General features: G+C 68.2%; 14 protein-coding genes and 2 pseudogenes. 12 read left to right on the forward strand and 4 right to left on the reverse strand.

The annotated features are described in order from the left end of the window. Nucleotides 1-779, reverse strand: a 779-nt coding sequence (locus BMG07_RS24045) for an MFS transporter (protein WP_198086671.1), incomplete at its 3' end; no start/stop codon positions are given. A 100-nt stretch (nucleotides 780-879) separates the two neighbouring features. Here BMG07_RS24045 and BMG07_RS24050 point away from each other — a divergent pair. The 5 genes and pseudogenes from BMG07_RS24050 to BMG07_RS45030 form a co-directional block, all read left to right on the forward strand. After that, nucleotides 880-1824: a LysR family transcriptional regulator gene (locus tag BMG07_RS24050; RefSeq protein WP_198086672.1), complete on the forward strand. Its 945-nt coding sequence runs from the start codon at nucleotides 880-882 to the stop codon at nucleotides 1822-1824. A 98-nt stretch (nucleotides 1825-1922) separates the two neighbouring features. After that, nucleotides 1923-2855 (forward strand): tRNA 2-thiocytidine(32) synthetase TtcA, encoded by a 933-nt coding sequence (gene ttcA, locus BMG07_RS24055; RefSeq protein ID WP_198086673.1) that lies wholly within the window; start codon nucleotides 1923-1925, stop codon nucleotides 2853-2855. A gap of 47 nt (nucleotides 2856-2902) precedes the next feature. After that, on the forward strand, nucleotides 2903-3526 hold the full coding sequence (locus tag BMG07_RS24060) for a DUF4136 domain-containing protein (protein ID WP_198086674.1): 624 nt from the start codon (nucleotides 2903-2905) through the stop codon (nucleotides 3524-3526). Nucleotides 3527-3545: 19 nt separating this feature from the next. Further along, on the forward strand, nucleotides 3546-4190 hold the full coding sequence (locus BMG07_RS24065) for a histidine phosphatase family protein (RefSeq protein ID WP_198086675.1): 645 nt from the start codon (nucleotides 3546-3548) through the stop codon (nucleotides 4188-4190). A gap of 95 nt (nucleotides 4191-4285) precedes the next feature. Beyond that, nucleotides 4286-4582: pseudogene (locus BMG07_RS45030) on the forward strand (cyclic nucleotide-binding domain-containing protein); the annotation flags it as partial. Nucleotides 4583-4609: 27 nt separating this feature from the next. Here BMG07_RS45030 and BMG07_RS24075 read toward each other — a convergent pair. Both BMG07_RS24075 and BMG07_RS24080 read right to left on the reverse strand, forming a co-directional pair. After that, nucleotides 4610-7774: an efflux RND transporter permease subunit gene (locus BMG07_RS24075; RefSeq protein WP_198086676.1), complete on the reverse strand. Its 3165-nt coding sequence runs from the start codon at nucleotides 7772-7774 to the stop codon at nucleotides 4610-4612. Beyond that, on the reverse strand, nucleotides 7771-8958 hold the full coding sequence (locus BMG07_RS24080) for an efflux RND transporter periplasmic adaptor subunit (RefSeq protein ID WP_307867062.1): 1188 nt from the start codon (nucleotides 8956-8958) through the stop codon (nucleotides 7771-7773). The genes BMG07_RS24075 and BMG07_RS24080 overlap by 4 nt, the downstream gene beginning before the upstream one ends. Before the next feature lie 247 nt (nucleotides 8959-9205). On the opposite strand from BMG07_RS24080, the gene BMG07_RS24085 reads away from it, so the two are divergent. The 7 genes and pseudogenes from BMG07_RS24085 (at nucleotide 9206) to mdoH (ending at nucleotide 17037) form a co-directional block, all read left to right on the forward strand. Further along, the gene (locus BMG07_RS24085) at nucleotides 9206-9664 is read left to right on the forward strand and encodes a hypothetical protein (RefSeq protein ID WP_198086677.1); all 459 of its coding nucleotides are present in this window, start codon (nucleotides 9206-9208) and stop codon (nucleotides 9662-9664) included. A 76-nt stretch (nucleotides 9665-9740) separates the two neighbouring features. Beyond that, nucleotides 9741-11075 (forward strand): annotated as a pseudogene (miaB, locus tag BMG07_RS24090) (tRNA (N6-isopentenyl adenosine(37)-C2)-methylthiotransferase MiaB); the annotation flags it as partial. Between the two features lie 22 nt (nucleotides 11076-11097). Continuing rightward, complete coding sequence (locus BMG07_RS24095) at nucleotides 11098-12525, forward strand: sensor histidine kinase KdpD (protein WP_198086678.1); 1428 nt, start codon at nucleotides 11098-11100, stop codon at nucleotides 12523-12525. A gap of 100 nt (nucleotides 12526-12625) precedes the next feature. Continuing rightward, the gene (locus BMG07_RS24100) at nucleotides 12626-13243 is read left to right on the forward strand and encodes a hypothetical protein (RefSeq protein WP_269759344.1); all 618 of its coding nucleotides are present in this window, start codon (nucleotides 12626-12628) and stop codon (nucleotides 13241-13243) included. Then, a complete protein-coding gene (locus BMG07_RS24105; RefSeq protein WP_198086680.1) occupies nucleotides 13240-14628 on the forward strand; it encodes a sigma 54-interacting transcriptional regulator in 1389 nt (462 codons plus the stop codon). The genes BMG07_RS24100 and BMG07_RS24105 overlap by 4 nt, the downstream gene beginning before the upstream one ends. Nucleotides 14629-14821: 193 nt before the next feature. Beyond that, complete coding sequence (locus BMG07_RS24110; RefSeq protein WP_093125995.1) at nucleotides 14822-15025, forward strand: hypothetical protein; 204 nt, start codon at nucleotides 14822-14824, stop codon at nucleotides 15023-15025. Between the two features lie 5 nt (nucleotides 15026-15030). Further along, nucleotides 15031-17037, forward strand: coding sequence for a glucans biosynthesis glucosyltransferase MdoH (mdoH, locus tag BMG07_RS24115; RefSeq protein ID WP_198086681.1), 2007 nt, complete (start codon nucleotides 15031-15033; stop codon nucleotides 17035-17037). Nucleotides 17038-17117: 80 nt separating this feature from the next. Here mdoH and BMG07_RS24120 read toward each other — a convergent pair whose 3' ends face one another. Continuing rightward, nucleotides 17118-17702 carry a glutaredoxin family protein gene (locus BMG07_RS24120; RefSeq protein ID WP_198086682.1) on the reverse strand — a complete coding sequence of 195 codons (585 nt, stop codon included), beginning with the start codon at nucleotides 17700-17702 and terminating at the stop codon, nucleotides 17118-17120. Nucleotides 17703-17774 lie beyond the last annotated feature (72 nt).

The following is a 17774-nucleotide window of genomic DNA, read 5'->3' on the forward strand; positions in this document are numbered from 1 at the left end:
CCGGCCAGGCCGAAGGCGCCGGCCGCCGCGCTGCCCAGGTGAAACGGCGCGCCGTGCAGCATGACCGCCAGCGTCGACCAGAAGGCGCTGAAGCCAACCGACAGCAGCGCCTGCGCGAAGGTGGCGCGGCGCAGTGCGCCGTGGCGCTTCCACAGCTTGCCCAGCGAACCCAGCAGCGCGCCGTAGCCCAGGTGCGTGGTCGGGCGCAGGTGCGGCAGGCCGCGCGCCACGGCCGCGCCGATGAGTGCGATGCTGGCGGCCGCCACGAAGAACATCGCGCGCCAGCCGAAGTGCTCGGCCACGAAGCCGCTGAGCACGCGCGACAGCAGGATGCCGAGCAGCAGCCCGGTCATCACCGTGCCGACGATCTTGCCGCGATGCGCCTCGGGCGCCAGCGCGGCGGCGGCGGGCACCACGTCCTGCGCCATCGTGGCCGACAGGCCGATGGCAAGGCTGGCCACCAGCAGCGGCCCGACCGAGGGCGAGAACGCCGCGCCCAGCAGCGCCAGCACCAGCACCGTGGCCTTGACCAGGATGATGCGGCGCCGGTCGAAGCGGTCGCCCAATGGCGCCAGCAGCAGGATGCCCAGCGCATAGCCCAGCTGCGTGAGCGTGGGCACGAAGCCGACCGCGCGCGCCGAGGCGCCGATGTCGGGCCCGAGCACGCCCAGCATGGGCTGGCTGTAATACAGCGCCGCCACGGCAAAGCCGGCACTGGCCGCGAGCAGGAAGATCAGCGAGCTCGACAGCCCCTCATGCGTTTTTTGAATGGAGGACATAGTGTTAACCCTTGGACTCGGAGAACGAGGGTGCGAGTGTGCAGGGCGAATGCCACCGAAGGTAGTGCCTCGGCCTGAACAATTGATATACGCTTGGCGCATGAAGACCGAGCTTCCAGCGCCGACTTCGGCCGACCGCATCGAGCTGATGCAGACCTTCGTGCGCATCGTCGAGGCGGGCAGCCTCTCGGCGGCGGCCGCGCAGATGGGCACCACCCAGCCCACCGTGAGCCGCCGGCTGCAGGCGCTCGAGCGTTCGCTGGGCGTGCGGCTGCTGCAGCGCTCCACCCACGCCATGAAGCTCACCGAGGACGGCGAGCGCTGCTTCTACCGCGCCCGGGAGCTGATCGTGAGTTGGAACGCCTTCGAGGCCGAGGTGCGCGGCGCCGTCGACCAGCCCGAGGGGCGGCTGCGCATCGTGGCGCCGCACGTCTTCGGGCAGCAGTTGCTGGTCGGCCCGCTGGCCGCGTATCTGCAGCGCTATCCGCAGATGAACGTCGAATGGCTGCTGCACGACGGCCCGCAGGACCGCACGCCCGACTTCATCGCCGAGGGCGTGGACTGCGCGATCCGGGTGGGCGAGGTGACCGACCCCTCGGTGGTGGCGATCCGGCTGTCCGAGGTGCCGCGCATCGCCATCGGCGCGCCCTCGCTGTTCGGGGGCGAGCCGCTGCCCGTGCATGCCCGCGACCTGGAGGCGCTGCCCTGGCTGGCCGCGCGCAACTTCTACCGCACCGAAGTCGTGCTGACCCACGAGACCACCCGCGAGGTGTACCGCGTGCAGATCCGCCCGCGCATGATCACCGACAGCCTCAACGCCCTGCGCAGCGCGGCCGTGCTGGGCGTGGGCGTGGGGGTGCTGTCGACCTGGATGCTGACCGAGGAGCTCGCGGCCGGCCGACTGGTGCACTTGGCGCCGCAATGGCATGCGGCGCACGCGCCGGTGTACATCGTGTACCCCTACGCCCGCTTCTATCCGGCGAAGCTGCGCCTGTTCGTGGACGCCATGCGAACCGCCTTTCCGGCGTCGCAAGGCGCCGGATAGAGGGCCGGATAGAGGGCCGGATAGAGGGCGGGATGACAGGTGAAATGGGGATCGGGGACAATCACCCCCTTCCCCCGACTCCCCGAAGTAGCCTGCCCATGAACGCCGTCTGGATCGACGAGGCGCCCGCCGCCGCCGACGCCACTGCCAATTCCCTCAAGATCGAGCGCGAGACGCACAAGCTCGAGAAGCGGCTGTGCCGCGAAGTGGGCAAAGCCATCGTCGACTACAACATGATCGAGGAGGGCGACAAGGTCATGGTCTGCGTCTCGGGCGGAAAAGACAGCTACGCGCTGCTCGACATCCTGCTCAAGCTGAAGGCGCGCGCGCCGATCCACTTCGACATCGTGGCGGTCAACCTCGACCAGAAGCAGCCCGGCTTTCCCGAAGAGGTGCTGCCCAAGTACCTGAGCGACCTGGGCGTGGACTTCCACATCGAGAACCAGGACACCTACAGCATCGTCAAGCGCGTCATTCCCGAGGGCAAGACCACCTGCGGCCTGTGCAGCCGGCTGCGCCGCGGCATCCTGTACCGCGTGGCCGACGAGCTGGGCGCCACCAAGGTCGCGCTGGGCCACCACCGCGACGACATGCTGCAGACCTTCTTCCTCAACATGTTCTTCGCCGGCAAGCTCAAGAGCATGCCGCCCAAGCTGGTGAGCGACGACGGCAAGCACATCGTGATCCGCCCGCTGGCCTACGTGGCCGAGAAAGACACCGTGCGCTGGGCGCAGCACCGCCAGTTCCCGATCATTCCCTGCACGCTGTGCGGCAGCCAGGAGAACCTGCAGCGCAAGCAGGTCGGCGAGATGCTGCGCGAGTGGGACAAGAAGTACCCCGGCCGCATCGAGAACATGTTCACCTCGCTGCAAAACGTGGTCCCTTCGCACCTGCTCGACGGAACGCGGCACGATTTCAAGGGTCTCAAGGCAACGGGCGTGGCGGACGACGACGGCGACAAGGCCTTCGACACGCCCTCCTTCGACTTGCTCTCCCAGGCACCCTCAGCACTGCGCATCGTCCAGGGCTGACTCGGGCAACCCAGGGGAATTTTGGGCAACGCTGCCCGGAGACCCTTATGAAACGTGCGCTTTCCGCTCTTCTATTAATAGCAAGCCTGACCGGCTGCGCCACCTCCTGGGTGGTCGACAGCAACGTGAAGAGCTTCTCGGCCCTTGGCACGGTGCCGCCGGGCGCCACCTACCGCTTCGACCGCCTGCCCTCGCAGCAGGCCGACGGCGCGCGGCAGGAGTCGCTCGAGGCCATGGCCGGCGCCGCGCTCGACCAGGTGGGCCTGCGCCGCGATGACGCCAGGCCCCAGTACAACGCGCAGATCGGCGCCCGCGTGACGGCCGGCCTGTCGCCCTGGGCCGATCCGTGGCTCTACGACGGCCCGTGGGGCTACGGTTACGGCGGCTACGGCTACTACGGGCGCCGCTGGTACGGCGGCGGCTGGTATGGCGGCCCGATGTTCGCGCAGCCGGCCAACCCCTGGTACGACCGCGAAGTGAGCATCGTGCTGCGCGAGGTGGGCACCAACAAGGTGGTCTACGAGACCCGGGCCCGCAACGACGGCCCCTATACCTCGAGCGCGGCCATCCTGCCCGTGATGTTCCAGGCCGCGCTGCAGGGCTTCCCGAACCCGCCGCCGGGCGAGCGCCGGGTCAACATCGAGCTGCCGACGGCGCAGGCCCGGAAATAGCGGCTTTTAAAATTCCCGGATGGAAGAACCCACCCGCCTGATCGCCGTTCGCCACGGCGAAACCGCCTGGAACGTCGACACCCGCATCCAGGGCCAGCTCGACATCGGGCTCAACGAAACCGGCGTCTGGCAGGCGCAGCGCGCGGGCGCGGCGCTGGCCGACGAGCCCATCGGCGTCGTCTATGCCAGCGACCTGTCGCGCGCCTGGCAGACCGCGCAGGCCATCGCCGAGCCTCACGGCCTGACCGTGCAACCCGAGCCTCGCCTGCGCGAACGGGCCTTCGGGCAGTTCGAGGGGATGAGCTTCGCCGAGATCGAAGCCGCGCTGCCCGTTCAGGCCAAGCTCTGGCGCGAGCGCGATCCCGAATTCGAGCCCGACGGCGGCGAAAGCCTGCTGGTGTTCCGCGACCGTGTGACGGGCGTGGCCGCCGAACTGGCTGCGCGCCACCCGGGCAAGCTGGTCGTGCTGGTCGCGCATGGCGGGGTGATGGACGTGCTCTATCGCGCCGCCACGCGCCAGGAGCTGCAGGCGCCGCGCACCTGGCAACTGGGCAATGCAGCCATCAACCGCATGCTGTGGACGCCGGAAGGCTTCAGCCTCGTGGGCTGGAGTGACATCGCCCACCTGGCGGCGGACACGTCGCTGGATGAGCCCACGACCTAGCGCGACGGCACGAGGGGCCGCTTGCCTTTCTCCGCCCCGGGCAAGAAGCCCCATGAAAAGAACAAATTCGCCCCCCTCGGCGTATGCCAGTTGGGATGCATCCCAGACGCTGTCTGCGCCGTGGACCGACGCCACGCAATCTGGGAAGCTTCGTCACCCTGGAGGCCGGCGAAACCCTTGCGCGCGAAGGCGAATGGCACGACTACTTCTATCTTTTGCGATCGGGGTTCGTTCACTCCACGATCCAGCGAAGCAACGGCTCGGAGTTCCTGCTCGAGATCTTCGGACCGGGTGCGATTTTTGGCGAAGGCCCGGCGTTTGCCGACAGTCCTCGGCCCACGACGACCCGGGCGGTCGCGCCGGCCATTCTCAGCCGCTATCGCCCGGCGGACGTCGCGCAGCAATTTTCGAAGCCGCTGTCAGGCGTGCGTGACGGCGTGACCGCCCGCTGCAGCTTCGGCCTTGGCCTCGCCCGGCAGGTCGACCATCGGCCCCGTGCCGCTGTAGCGGTCCAGCGCCAGGTAGATGGCCGGCGTGATGTACAGCGTGATCACCTGCGAGAAGATCAGCCCGCCCACCACCGCCACGCCCAGCGGCTGGCGCAGTTCGGCACCGGCGCCCAGGCCCAATGCGAGCGGCAGCGCGCCCATCAGCGCGGCCAGCGTGGTCATCAGGATCGGGCGGAAACGCAACCGGCACGCCTCGCGGATCGCGTCCACCGGCTTCATGCCTTCGGTGCGCTGCGCGTCGAGCGCGAAGTCGATCAGCATGATCGCGTTCTTCTTCACGATGCCGATCAGCAGCAGGATGCCGATGGTGGCGATCAGCGTCAGGTCGAAGCCGAAGATCTTCAGCGAAATCAGCGCGCCCACCGCCGCCGACGGCAGGCCCGCCAGGATCGTGATCGGGTGGATGTAGCTCTCGTACAGCACGCCCAGCAGCACGTAGATGACCAGCACCGCCAGCACCAGCAGCACCGCCTGGCTCGACTGCGAGCTCTGGAACACCGCCGCGTCGCCGCCGTAGGTGGTGATGATCGACTGCGGCATCTTCAGCTCGCTCTTGAACTGGTCGATCTTCGCCGTGGCGTTGCCCAGCGGCACGTCGGGCGCGAGGTTGAACGACACCGTCACCGCCTGCAGCTGCCCCTGGTGGTTGACCGAGGTCGGCCCCACCGTGCGCTTGATGGTCGAGAAGGCCGACAGCGGCACCAGCTTGCCGGTGGTGCTGCGCACCGACAGGCGCGACACGTCGTCTTCGAACTGGCGGTCGTTGTCGGCGGCCGAGAGGATCACCTGGTAGGTGTTGCTCGCGCCGTAGATGCTGCCGATCTGGCGGTCGCCATACGCGTTGTAGAGCGCGGTGCGCAGGTCGCCCACCGCCACGCCGAGCACGCCGGCCTTGTCGCGGTCGATGTCCAGCGTGGCCTGCAGGCCGCGGTTCTGCGAGTCGCTGGTGACGTCGCGGAAGGCCGGGTCGGCGCGCATGCGCTCCATGAGCTTGGTCGACCACGGCACCATCTCGCCGGCGTTCACGCTCTGCAGCGTGTACTGGAAGCGCGCCTTGCTCTGGCGGCCGCCCAGGCGCAGGTTCTGCACCGGCTGCATGTACACGGCAATGCCCGGGATCTCGCGGAAGCGCTGGCGCAAAGACTCCAGCACCTTGGCCATCTGCGGGCGCTCGCTGCGCGGCTTGAGCACGGCGAACAGCCGGCCCGAGTTCTGCGTGGCGGTCGGGCCGCCGACGCCGACGAAGGAGCTCACGTAGTCGACGCTCGGGTCGTCCTTGAGCGTGGCCGCCACGCGGTCCTGCAGCGCCTTCATGGCGGTGAATGAAATGTCTTCGGCCGCCTCGGTCGTGATCTGGATCTGGCCGATGTCTTCCTCGGGGAAGAAGCCCTTGGGAATGGTCGCGAACAGCCAGCCAGTGACGACGAAGGTCAGCCCCGCCATCAGCAGCATCAGCTTGCGGTGGGCCAGCGTCCAGTCGAGCGAGCGCATGTAGCCGCCGTGCACCGCGCGGTAGCCGCGCTCGAAGGCGCGGCCGATGGCCGTGCCGGGCTCGGGGTGTTCTTCTTCGTGGTCGAGCGCGCCTTCCTTGCGCGGCACCTGCTTGAGCAGGCGGCTCGCGAGCATCGGAACCAGCGTGAGCGACACCACGGCCGACACCAGCACCGCCAGCGCCACCACCACCGCGAACTCGTGGAACAGCAGGCCGATCACGCCCGGCATGAAGAAGATCGGGATGAACACGGCCACCAGCGAGATCGAGATCGACACGATGGTGAAGCCCACCTCGCGCGCGCCGCGCAGCGCCGCCGCGAACGGGTCCATGCCCTTCTCGACGTAGCGCATGATGTTTTCCAGCACCACGATGGCGTCGTCCACCACCAGGCCCACGGCCAGCGTGATGCCCAGCAGCGAGATGTTGTCCAGGCTGTAGCCGAAGGCGTAGAGCAGCGCCACCGCGCCGATCAGCGAGATCGGAATGGTCGCGGCCGGAATGAGCGTGGCCACCAGCCGGTGCAGGAACAGGAAGATCACCAGCACCACCAGCGCGATGGTGCCCAGCAGCGTGAGCTGCACGTCGTGCACGGCCTCGCGGATCGACAGCGAGCGGTCGTTCACCATCTGGATCTCGACCGACTGCGGCAGCTCGGCCTTGAAGCGCGGAATGAGCGCGCGCACCGCGTCCACCACCTGCACGGTGTTGGCATTGGGCTGGCGCTGCACGGCCAGCGAAATGGAGTCCTGGCCGTTGAAGCTGCTGGCGGTCTTGACCGACTCGAAGCTGTCCTCGATGGTCGCCACCTCGTCGAGCCGCACCGGCGCGCCGTTGCGCTGGCCGACGATCAGCTTGGCGAAGTCGGCCGCCTTCATGAGCTGGCGGTTGGCCTGGATGGTGAGCGTCTGGCGCGGGCCGTCGAGCACGCCGACCGGCGTGTTGGCGTTGGCCGAGTTCACGGCCTTGGCGAGTTCGTCGAGCGTGATGTTGCGCGCGTTCAGCAGGTCGGCGTTGGCCTTGATGCGCACCGCGAAGGCCTTGCGCCCGTACACGCCCACCTGCGCCACGCCGTCGATGGTCGAGAGCGTGGGCGAGATCAGGTTCTCGGCGTAGTCGTTGAGCTCCGACGGGTTCATCGACGGCGAGATCAGCGCGATGAACAGCACCGGCGCGTCGGCCGGGTTGACCTTGCGGTACGACGGCAGCTGTGTCAGTTCCTGCGGCAGCTGGCGCTGGGCGCGCAGCAGCGCGGCCTGCACGTCGACGGCGGCGGCATCGATGTCGCGGCTGCTCACGAACTCCAGCGTGAGCGAGGTCACGCCCTGCGTGTTGACCGAGCTGATGGTCTGCAGGCCCGGGATGGTCGAGAACTGCTTTTCGAGCGGCAGCGCCACCGAAGACGCCATGGTGTCCGGGCTCGCGCCCGGCAGCTGCGCGTTGACGTTGATGACCGGCGTGTTGTAGCTTGGCAGCGCGGCAACGGGGATGCTGAAGTACGCAAAGATGCCGATGACCACCACGGCGGCGGACAACAGCACCGTCATCGCAGGACGACGGATGCAGAGCTCCGAAATGTTCATGCGCGTTCCTGCTGCGGCGGCTTGATGTCGGTGCCGTCGGAAGATGCAGCGCTGCCGGGCGTGACGCCGGTCGTGCCATTGGCCGGCGCCCCAGGCGCGGCCGCCGGCGCCTTCGTGTCGACCCGGACCTTGCCACCCGGACGCACGTTCTGGCTGCCCTCGATCACCACCTGCTCACCCGGCTCCACGCCGCTCACGGCCACCTTGGTGCCGAAGGTGTGCAGCGTCTTCACCTTGCGGCGCGTGGCGGTCTTGCTCTCATCGACCACATAGAGCGAGGTGCCGTCGGACAGCATCATCAGCGCAGCGGCCGGCACCACCGTGACGCCGCCCAGCGTGCGCACCGTGATGCGCGTGCCCACGAACTGCCCCGGCCACAGGCCCTGGTCGGCGTTGGCGAACACGGCCTTGGCGCGCACCGTGCCGATCAGCGGATCGACCGTGTTGTCGACGAAGTCGAGCATGCCCACCAGCGGCTCCTTGCGGCCGGTGACGAGGGCTTCGACCTTCGAGCGCGAACGCGCGGCCTCCAGCAGGTCCTGCAGGTTGCCTTCGGGCACGGGGAAGCTCACCGCGATCGGGTCGAGCTGCGTGACCGTGACCAGCGACAGCGTCGGCTGCACCAGCGTGCCCGGGTAGATGTTGACGGCGCCGATGCGCCCGGCAATGGGCGCGCGCAGCGTGGCATAGCCCAGCGCCACCTGCGCCGACTGCACGGCGGCGCGGTCGGCGGCCACGGCGGCGCGTTGCGCTTCCAGCTGCGACAGCGTGGCGTCGGCCGCGCTCTTGGCAATGAAGTTCTGCGCCACCAGGTCCTGGCTGCGCTTGTACTGGCGCTCCAGGTCGGCCATGGTGGCCTCGTCCTTCTGCTGCTGGGCGCGGGCGCGCGCCAGGTTGGCCTGGTCGTTGCGGTCGTCCAGCGAGAACAGCAGCTGGCCGGCCTTGACGAACTGCCCTTCTTTCACGTGCACCGCGCTCACTGTGTTGGTCACCTGCGGGCGCAGGTCGACGCTGTTCAGGGACACCACGCTGCCGTTGACCTGCACGGTCACGGGCACGTCCTGCTTCTGCGCCGTGGCCAGGGTGACGAGCGCGGGCGCGCCGCCGCCGGGCTGGGCCGCGCCACCGGCGGCCGGGGCTTGGCATTCTTTGCGGCGGACTTGTCGCCGGACATGCTCCACCACCCGCCCGCGACGGCTACGATCAACACACCCGCAAGGGCGACAGCGACATTTTTTTTCATGGGGTTCTTGTGCACTTTGGGCTGACACCGGCTATTGGATCAGCGGCCACCTCGCAGTGTCTATGGGCACTGTAAAGAAATGTAAAGCAAGTCGACGGAAAGACCGAGAACCACCCTGCTGATGGCCGGCTTCGAGGGTAAACACCCCCTCGTTAAAATCGCCGCTCCACAGCCTCTGGATAAACCCCATGAACCGCTGCAAGAAACCCACGAATGCTCTCTCTTTCATCGCGTTCTGCGCATTGATCGCAGGCAGCGCCAGCGTTTTCTCGCTCTCCGCCCAGGCCCAGGACGACGTTCCTCGGCCCCAGACCCAAAACGAGTCGCTGGTCGGCGGCCGCAACTTCCCCATCGGCACCTTGCGCGGCAAGTTCATGGTGACCAACGCGCCCGACGTCGAGCTCGACGGCAAGGCCGACCGGCTGGGCGCCGGCGCGCGCATCCGCAGCGCGCAGAACATGCTGGTCATGCCCGGCGCCATCATTGGCCAGAAGTACCTGGTCAACTACACGCGCGACGCCGCCGGGCTGCTGCGCGAGGTCTGGATCCTCACGCCCGACGAAGCCTCCGCCAGCCGCGAATCGCTGAACAAGCCGTTCCTGAACGTCTGGCCGTTCACCTCGAACGACACCGTCAACACGCAATAAACAAAGGCAAGCGGCGCGACGCTTCGCGCCTGCCTCGCCCTCCCTCGACCGGCGGAGGGCCACGAGAGATTTCCCCATGAAAAAAGTATTCATCAAGACCTTCGGCTGCCAGATGAACGAGTACGACTCGGACAAGATGGCCGACGTGCTCAACGCCGCGCAGGGCTACGAACCCACACAGAACGTGGACGAGGCCGACCTCATCCTCTTCAACACCTGCTCGGTGCGCGAGAAGGCGCAAGAGAAGGTGTTCTCCGACCTCGGCCGCGTGAAGCACCTGAAGGCCAAGGGCGTGAAGATCGGCGTGGGCGGCTGCGTGGCCAGCCAGGAGGGCCAGGCCATCATCGCGCGCGCGCCCTATGTCGACATCGTGTTCGGCCCGCAGACGCTGCACCGCCTGCCCGAGATGCTGAACGACCGCGAGCGCCTGGACCGCCCGCAGGTGGACATCAGCTTTCCCGAGATCGAGAAGTTCGACCACCTGCCGCCCGCGCGCGTCGAGGGCGCGACCGCCTTCGTGTCGATCATGGAAGGCTGCTCCAAGTACTGCAGCTACTGCGTGGTGCCCTACACCCGCGGCGAGGAAGTGAACCGCCCGCTCGACGACGTGCTGGTCGAGATCGCCGGCCTGGCCGACCAGGGCGTGCGCGAGATCACGCTGCTGGGCCAGAACGTGAACGCCTACCGCGGCAAGATGGGCGACACCACTGAAATCGCCGACTTCGCGCTGCTGATCGAATACGTGGCCGAGATCCCCGGCATCGAGCGCATCCGCTACACCACCAGCCACCCGAACGAGTTCACGCCGCGCCTGATTGAGGCCTACGCCAAGGTGCCGCAGCTGGTGAGCCACCTGCACCTGCCGGTGCAGCACGGCAGCGACCGCATCCTGATGGCCATGAAGCGCGGCTACACCGCCATGGAATACAAGAGCACGGTGCGCAAGCTGCGCGCCATCCGCCCCGAGCTGGCGCTCTCCAGCGACTTCATCGTCGGCTTCCCCGGCGAGACCGACGACGACTTCAACAAGATGATGAAGCTGATCGACGACTGCCAGTTCGACGCCAGCTTCAGCTTCATCTTCAGCCCGCGCCCCGGCACGCCGGCCGCCGCGCTGCACGACGACACGCCGCACGAAGTCAAGCTCGCGCGCCTGCATACGCTGCAGGCCGTGATCGACGCCAACGTCAAGCGCTTCGGCCAGGCGCTGGTCGGCAGCACGCAGCGCGTGCTGGTGGAAGGCGCCTCGCGCAAGGACGCCAACGAGCTCATGGGCCGCACTGCCTGCAACCGTGTCGTCAACTTCGAGGGCGACGCGCGCCTGGTCGGCCAGATGACCGACCTGCGCATCACGCGCTCGTTGGCCTACACGCTGCGCGGCGAAGTGCTCACGCGCGAGTCGTCCATGGCCCCCGCCACGCGCTCGCCCACTGATGGCGAAGCGGCCTTCCATCCGGGGCTCGTTCCAGCAGCTCCTGCTGTTCGCGTTCCTGCTGATCACCGCGCTGCTGGTGGGCGTGGCGCTGCGCTCGGTGCTGCAGTACGACGTGCTGATGACGCAAAGCCGCGACGCGGCCGCGCGCGCGCTGCGGTTGTCGGGCGCGTCGCAGTCGCTGGCCGAACGCAGCGCGGCCATGGAGCGCGCCGGGCGCCAGTCGCTGGTGCTGAACGACGCGGTGCTGCGCCGCCGCTTCGACGACGCGGCGCGCGAGGCGCACCAGGTGCTTGAGCGGCTCGAGAAGAACGGACTGGCCCCCGCCGGCATCGAGATGTGGCGCAGCCAGCTCGGCGTGATCGAGGGCCTGATGAGCGGCAGCGCCGACAGCGCCCTGCAGCGCGAGAGCACCATGGCGATGCAGTTCCGCGAGCTCGACGCCCTGAACACCAACCTCGCCCAGCAGGCGCAGTTCCTGATCGAAACGCAGAACGACGCGCTGGCCAAGCGCATCGAGAACGCACGCCGCCGGCTGATGCGCGAGGTGGTGGCCGCGAGCGTGCTGGCCGTGTCGCTGGCGCTGGCGTTCGGCATCTGGCTGGCGCGGCCGTTCAAGCGGCTGGAGCACGCCATCGTGGGCCTGGGCCAGAACCGGCTCGACGAACCGATCGACATCCGCGGCCCGGCCGACGTGCGGCGCGTGTCGCAGCAGCTCGAATGGCTGCGGTTGCGCCTGACCGAACTGGACGCCGACAAGGCGCGCTTTCTGCGCCACGTATCGCACGAACTGAAAACGCCGCTGGCGGCGCTGCGCGAAGGCGTGTCGCTGCTGGAAGACGGCGTGACCGGGCCGCTGAACGCGGCGCAGCTCGAGGTGGCACAGATCCTTCAGCAGAACACGGTGGCGCTGCAGGGGCAGATCGAGGCGCTGCTGCGCTTCAACGCCGCCGCCTTCGAGGCGCGCGAACTGCGCCGCGAACGCACCGAGCTGCTGCCGCTGATCGAGGAGCAGATCGAGTCCCAGCGCCTGCAGTGGCAGTCGCACGGGCTGCGCGTGCGCGCCGAAGGCGAGTCGATCGCGATCACGGTCGACCGCACCAAGCTCGGCACGGCCATCGCCAATCTGCTGAGCAATGCCATTCGCTTTTCGTTACCGGGCGGCGTGATCACGCTGGCGGTGTCTGGCACGCCGGAGGCGGTGCACATCGACGTGAACGACGCCGGCCCGGGCATCGCCGAGGGCGACCGCGACCGCATCTTCGAGCCATTCTTCCGCGGCGAACGCCAGCCCGAGCACACGGTCAAAGGCACCGGCATCGGACTTTCCATCGTGCAGGAGTACATTGCAGCCCACGGGGGCCGCATCACCCTGCAGCCCGGCGGTCCCGGTGCTCGCTTTCGCATCGAACTGCCGCGCACGGCGTGACGCCGCGGGCCTCCCCCTCCAACACTGCCTGAGCGCCCCGCGTCCTCTTTTTCGACCCATGTCTTTTTCGTTCGTCCGCAGTTCCATCTTCGCCGGGGCCATGGCCGTGCCATTCGCCCTGCTGCTGACCGCCTGCACCACGCAACCCAAGCCGCCCGCGGAAGCCAATGCGCTGCCGCCGCCGGTCCTCCTGCCGCGCGTGATGCCGGTGGAGGCCGAACCCAAGGCGCCCGCCACGCAGCCGGCCTCGCTCTTCACGCTGACGACGCAAGGGCCGATGGCCGCCATGCTGACGTACGCCGACAAGGTCCGCCCGCTGAACGGCGCCGACCTGAGCACGGAAATCGCGCGCATCGGCGACCCCGGCGATTCGCCCGCTATCCAGATGCAGCTCGCGCTGCTGCTCTCGCAGACCCGCGTGCCGGCCGACCTGGCGCGCGCGCTGGGCCTGTTGCAACGCGTGATCGCCAACCCCGCGCCCGAGGCGCAGTCCCTGCATCCGCTGGCGCGCGCCCTGGCCGCGCGCTACGTGGAGCAGCGCCGCGTGGAAGACGACCGCGACAAGCAGGTGCAGCAGCTGCGCGACGCCCAGCGCCGCATCGACCAGCTGAACGACCGCATCGAGGCGCTGCGCGCCATCGAGCGCAGCTTTGCGCGGCCCAACACCATGCCGACCGCGCCGGCGGCGCCACCCAACGGAAGCAAGACCACGCCATGAGCAACACCGGTGCCCGCCTCCTCGTGGTCGACGACGACCCGGACATGCTGCGGCTGCTCTCGATGCGGCTGAGCTCGGCGGGTTACCAGGTCACGGCCGTGACTTCGGCCGAAACCGCGCTCACGCAGCTTGAAATCGAGCACCCGCAACTCGTGCTGAGCGACGTGCGCCTGCCCGGGCGCGACGGCCTGCAGCTGTTCGACGAGATCCGCAAGCGCCACCCGTCGCTGCCGGTCATCCTGCTGACCGCGCACGGCACCATTCCCGACGCGGTCGAGGCCACGGCACGCGGCGTGTTCACCTACCTCACCAAGCCCTACGACGGCCGCGAGCTGCTCGACAAGATCGCGCAGGCGCTGGCGCTCGGCGCCCCCGCCACCACGCCGAGCAAGGCCGGCGACGACAGCTGGCGCTCCGAAATCGTGAGCCGCAGCAACCGCATGGCCGAGCTCCTGGCCGAAGCGCGCATGGTCGCCAAGTCGGACGCATCCGTGCTGCTGCGCGGCGACTCCGGCGCCGGCAAGGAACTGCTGGCACGCGCCATCCACAAGGCCAGCGCGCGCGCCGACAAGCCCTTCGTGGCGGTCAATTGCGGCGCCATTCCCGAGGCGCTGCTGGAGTCGGAGCTGTTCGGCCACATGAAGGGCGCCTTCACCGACGCCCATGCCAACCACAAAGGCCTGTTCCAGCAGGCCGACGGCGGCACGCTGCTGCTCGACGAAATCGGGGACATGCCGCCCGCGCTGCAGGTCAAGTTGCTGCGCGTGCTGCAGGAGCGCGCGGTGCGCCCGCTGGGCGCGAGCCAGTCGATCGAGGTCGACGTGCGCATCGTCTCGGCCACCCACCGCGACCTCGACGCGGCCATGGAAGCCGGCCAGTTCCGCGAAGACCTGTATTACCGCCTGAACGTGGTGACGCTCACGCTGCCGCCGCTGTCGGCGCGGCGCGAGGACATTCCGCTGCTCGCCAACCACTTCCTGCAGCGCCTGTCGACCAAGTACGGCAAGCGGCTCTCGGGCTTCGCGCCCGAGGCGCTGAAGGCGCTGACCACGGCCGCCTGGCCGGGCAACGTGCGCCAGCTGTTCAACGTGGTCGAGCAGGTGTGCGCGCTGTCGAGCTCGCCGCTGATTCCGCTGGCGCTGGTGCAGCGCGCGCTGCGCGTGCCGACGGTGGAGGTACAGACCTATGCCGAGGCCAAGCAGCGTTTCGAGCGCGACTACCTCGTCGGCCTGCTGAAGCTGACCGACGGCAACGTGGCCGACGCGGCCCGCCTGGCCGACCGGAATCGCACCGAGTTCTACCGCCTGTTGCAGAAGCACGAGCTCACGCCGGGGCACTTCAAAGCCGACGCTGTCGCTGGCGGTAGCGACCCTGTCGCTGAGTAGCGACGCCCCTAAGTCGTTGATTTGTATAGCCAAACCCCACGAGCCCGGAAGGCTTGTCGGGATTCGGCGACAAAAACAGGGGTTTTGGGGCCCATCAGCCGGCCTCCCCCGCCCAAACGACACCCGGATCGACCCAAGTCGTTGATCTGAAAGCATTTTTCCAGCCTGGCACAGGGTTTGCCCCTGTACTGGCATGACAGCACTCACCAGCCCATCTTTCGCACTGCGCCAGCAGCGCGACGGCCTGCGTCAAAAGCAGTTTTCCCCCTCGCGGCCCCGTGCCGCGGGCTATTCGCTGGCCGCGCTCGCAAGCGCCGGCGGCGCTGAACCGGATTGCGTCATCAAGCGCTTTCCTGCCATTGGCGACACCCCTTCCCTCGACAAGCAACGTTGGTAAATCGCATGAAGCCAAACGACTTTTCGCAACTGAATGTTCTGGCGGAGACCGACTTCGCACACCGCAGCCCGGTGCGCGAGGAACGCCACCCCAACGCCGTCACGGCGCCCCCCATCAACCGCGGTTCGATGACGCCGCGCCCCTGGCGCGGTTTCTGGAACAGCCTGGGCACCGCCGCGCTCGTGAAGCTCGGCGCCGGTCGCAAGACCGAAGCCTCGGCCGCGCCTGAAGTCAAGCAGCCCTGGCAGCGCGCCGCGGCGCAGCGCCGCTTCGCCTTCATGATGCTCACGCTGCTGAGCACCGTGATCGCGTCGTCGCTGTTCGCCAGCGTGCAGCCCGACTACGACAACCTCTGGCTCGAATACGGCCAGATCGGCCTGTACGGCCTGCTCTCGGGCTGGGTCGTGACCGGCTTCGTGACCGCCCTCATGGGCTTCTACGTCTCGGTGCGCGGTGACAAGCACGCGCTGTCGGCCAAGCAGGTCGTCAACCACCCGATGAACCCCGAAGCACGCACGGCCATCATCATGCCGATCTGCAACGAGGACGTGGCCACTGTGTTCGCCGGCCTGCGCGCCACCTGCGAATCGGTTGCCTCCACCGGCCACGCCAGGCAGTTCGACGTGTTCGTGCTGTCGGACAGCTACAACCCCGAGACCGCCGCCGCCGAGCGCGCCGCCTGGGAAGACCTTCGCGCCGCCCTGGCCGAAAGCCCGAACCAGCCGCAGGTCGAGGTGTATTACCGCCTGCGCACCCGCCGCACGCACCGCAAGGCCGGCAACGTGGCCGACTTCTGCCGCCGCTGGGGCAAGGACTACCGCTACATGGTCGTGCTGGACGCCGACTCCGTGATGAGCGGCGACTGCCTGACCTCGATGGTCAAGCTGATGGAAGCCAACCCCACCGCCGGCATCATCCAGACCGCGACGCAGGCCATCGGCCACGTCACGCTGCACGCCCGCGCACAGCAATTCGCTTCCCGCGTGACGGGTCGCCTGTTCACGCTGGGCATGCAGTTCTGGCAACTGGGCGAGTCGCACTACTGGGGCCACAACGCCATCATCCGCGTCGAACCCTTCATGAAGCATTGCGCGCTGGCCCCGATCAAGGGCACCGGCGGCATGTCGGGCGGCATCATGTCGCACGACTTCGTCGAAGCCGCGCTGATGCGCCGCGCCGGCTACCACGTGTGGCTGGTGTCCGACCTGGTCGGCAGCTACGAACAACAACCGCCGGACCTGCTGGCCGAGCTGCAACGCGACCGCCGCTGGTGCCAGGGCAACCTGCAGAACGCCCGCCTCATGATGGAGCCCGGCATTCACCCGGTGCACCGCGCGATGTTCGTGACCGGCACCATGGCTTATGTCTCGGCCCCCCTGTGGCTCGCGTTCCTGACGCTGGGCACGGCCCTGTGGCTGAGCGGCTCGAGCCTGGTGTCGAGCTGGAACGTGCTGCCCGCCGAACTGGCCGGCCTGTGGGTCTGGACCCTGTGCCTGCTGTTCCTGCCGCGCGTGCTGGGCATCGCCGCCGTGCTGATGCGCGGCGAGCAACGCCAGTACGGCGGTGTGTGGGGCCTGGTGAAGAGCTCGATCATGGAAAGCGGCCTGGCCATCGTGCAAGCCCCGGTGCGCATGCTGGCCCACTCGCTGTTCGTGCTGGTCGCCCTCACCGGCATCAAGCTCGACTGGAAGTCGCCTCCGCGTGAAGCCGCCGCCGTGCCGTGGAAGGTCGCTGCCTCGCAGCTGGCCCCCATGACGCTGGTGATCGCCATGCTGGCCGTCGGCGTCGCCATGATCGACCCGAGCGCGCTGATCTGGCTCATGCCCGTCGGCCTGCCGCTGCTGCTGGCGATTCCGCTCACGGTGCTGACCAGCCAGATCGCGCTGGGCACCACGCTGCGCGACCGCGGCTACTTGCTGATTCCCGAGGAATCGCGTTCGCCGGCCGTGCTGCGCCGCGCGTGGATGCATGCGGTGCGACTGGCCCGCCCGGCCGCACTGGCCACCGCCTGATGCGCTGACATCGAGCCCAAGAAGAAAGCCGGCCACTGCGCCGGCTTTTTTCATGGTGCGCCGAGACGCGCTCTTGCTCTCTATTTGCCTTGCAGCGCGGCGACGAACTCCTGCGAGTCGAAGCCTTCCCGCATGTGGTGGCCCTTGACGATCAGGTAGGGAATGCCGTCGCCGCCCAGGCTGTCGAGCCTGGCCTTGCAGCCGTGGTCCTTGTCGATGTCGCACTGCTCGTACTGAAAGCCGTACTGGGCCATCCAGCCCTTCGCGGCGCGGCAGTTGGGGCACCAGTCGGCGGTGTACATGAAGACGTCGCCCGGCTTCGAATTGGCGGCCAGGGCGGCGAGTTGCTCCGTGCTGTTGTTGCCGCTCAGGCGCGAGGCGATGCTGGCCATGCCGTCACCGCTCAGGCCCCGCTTCTGCACGGCCTGATAGCCCAGGTACGCGCCGCCGATCAGCAACACCAGCAGCAGCCATTTGCCCCACGGAAGGCCATCGCCGTCCGATGCGACAGGCGTGCGATGTGACCGCTGCCCCACCGAGGACATCGCCGAGCTTCGGGCGTCGGCGGCCTTGTTGTAGGCCACGCCACATCCCGGACATTGCCAGATCGGCGCGTCGGTGCTCTGGGGGCGAACCAGCTGGCACTTGCCGCAAATGGTGGGCATGAAGATCTTCTCCGTATCGCTGTTGCGTCCGGCCCTCGGGCAAGGCATTGCAGCCTTCGGGCATCCACAGGG

It is taken from the genome of Variovorax sp. E3, from assembly GCF_016082275.1.
GTDB lineage: Bacteria > Pseudomonadota > Gammaproteobacteria > Burkholderiales > Burkholderiaceae_C > Variovorax.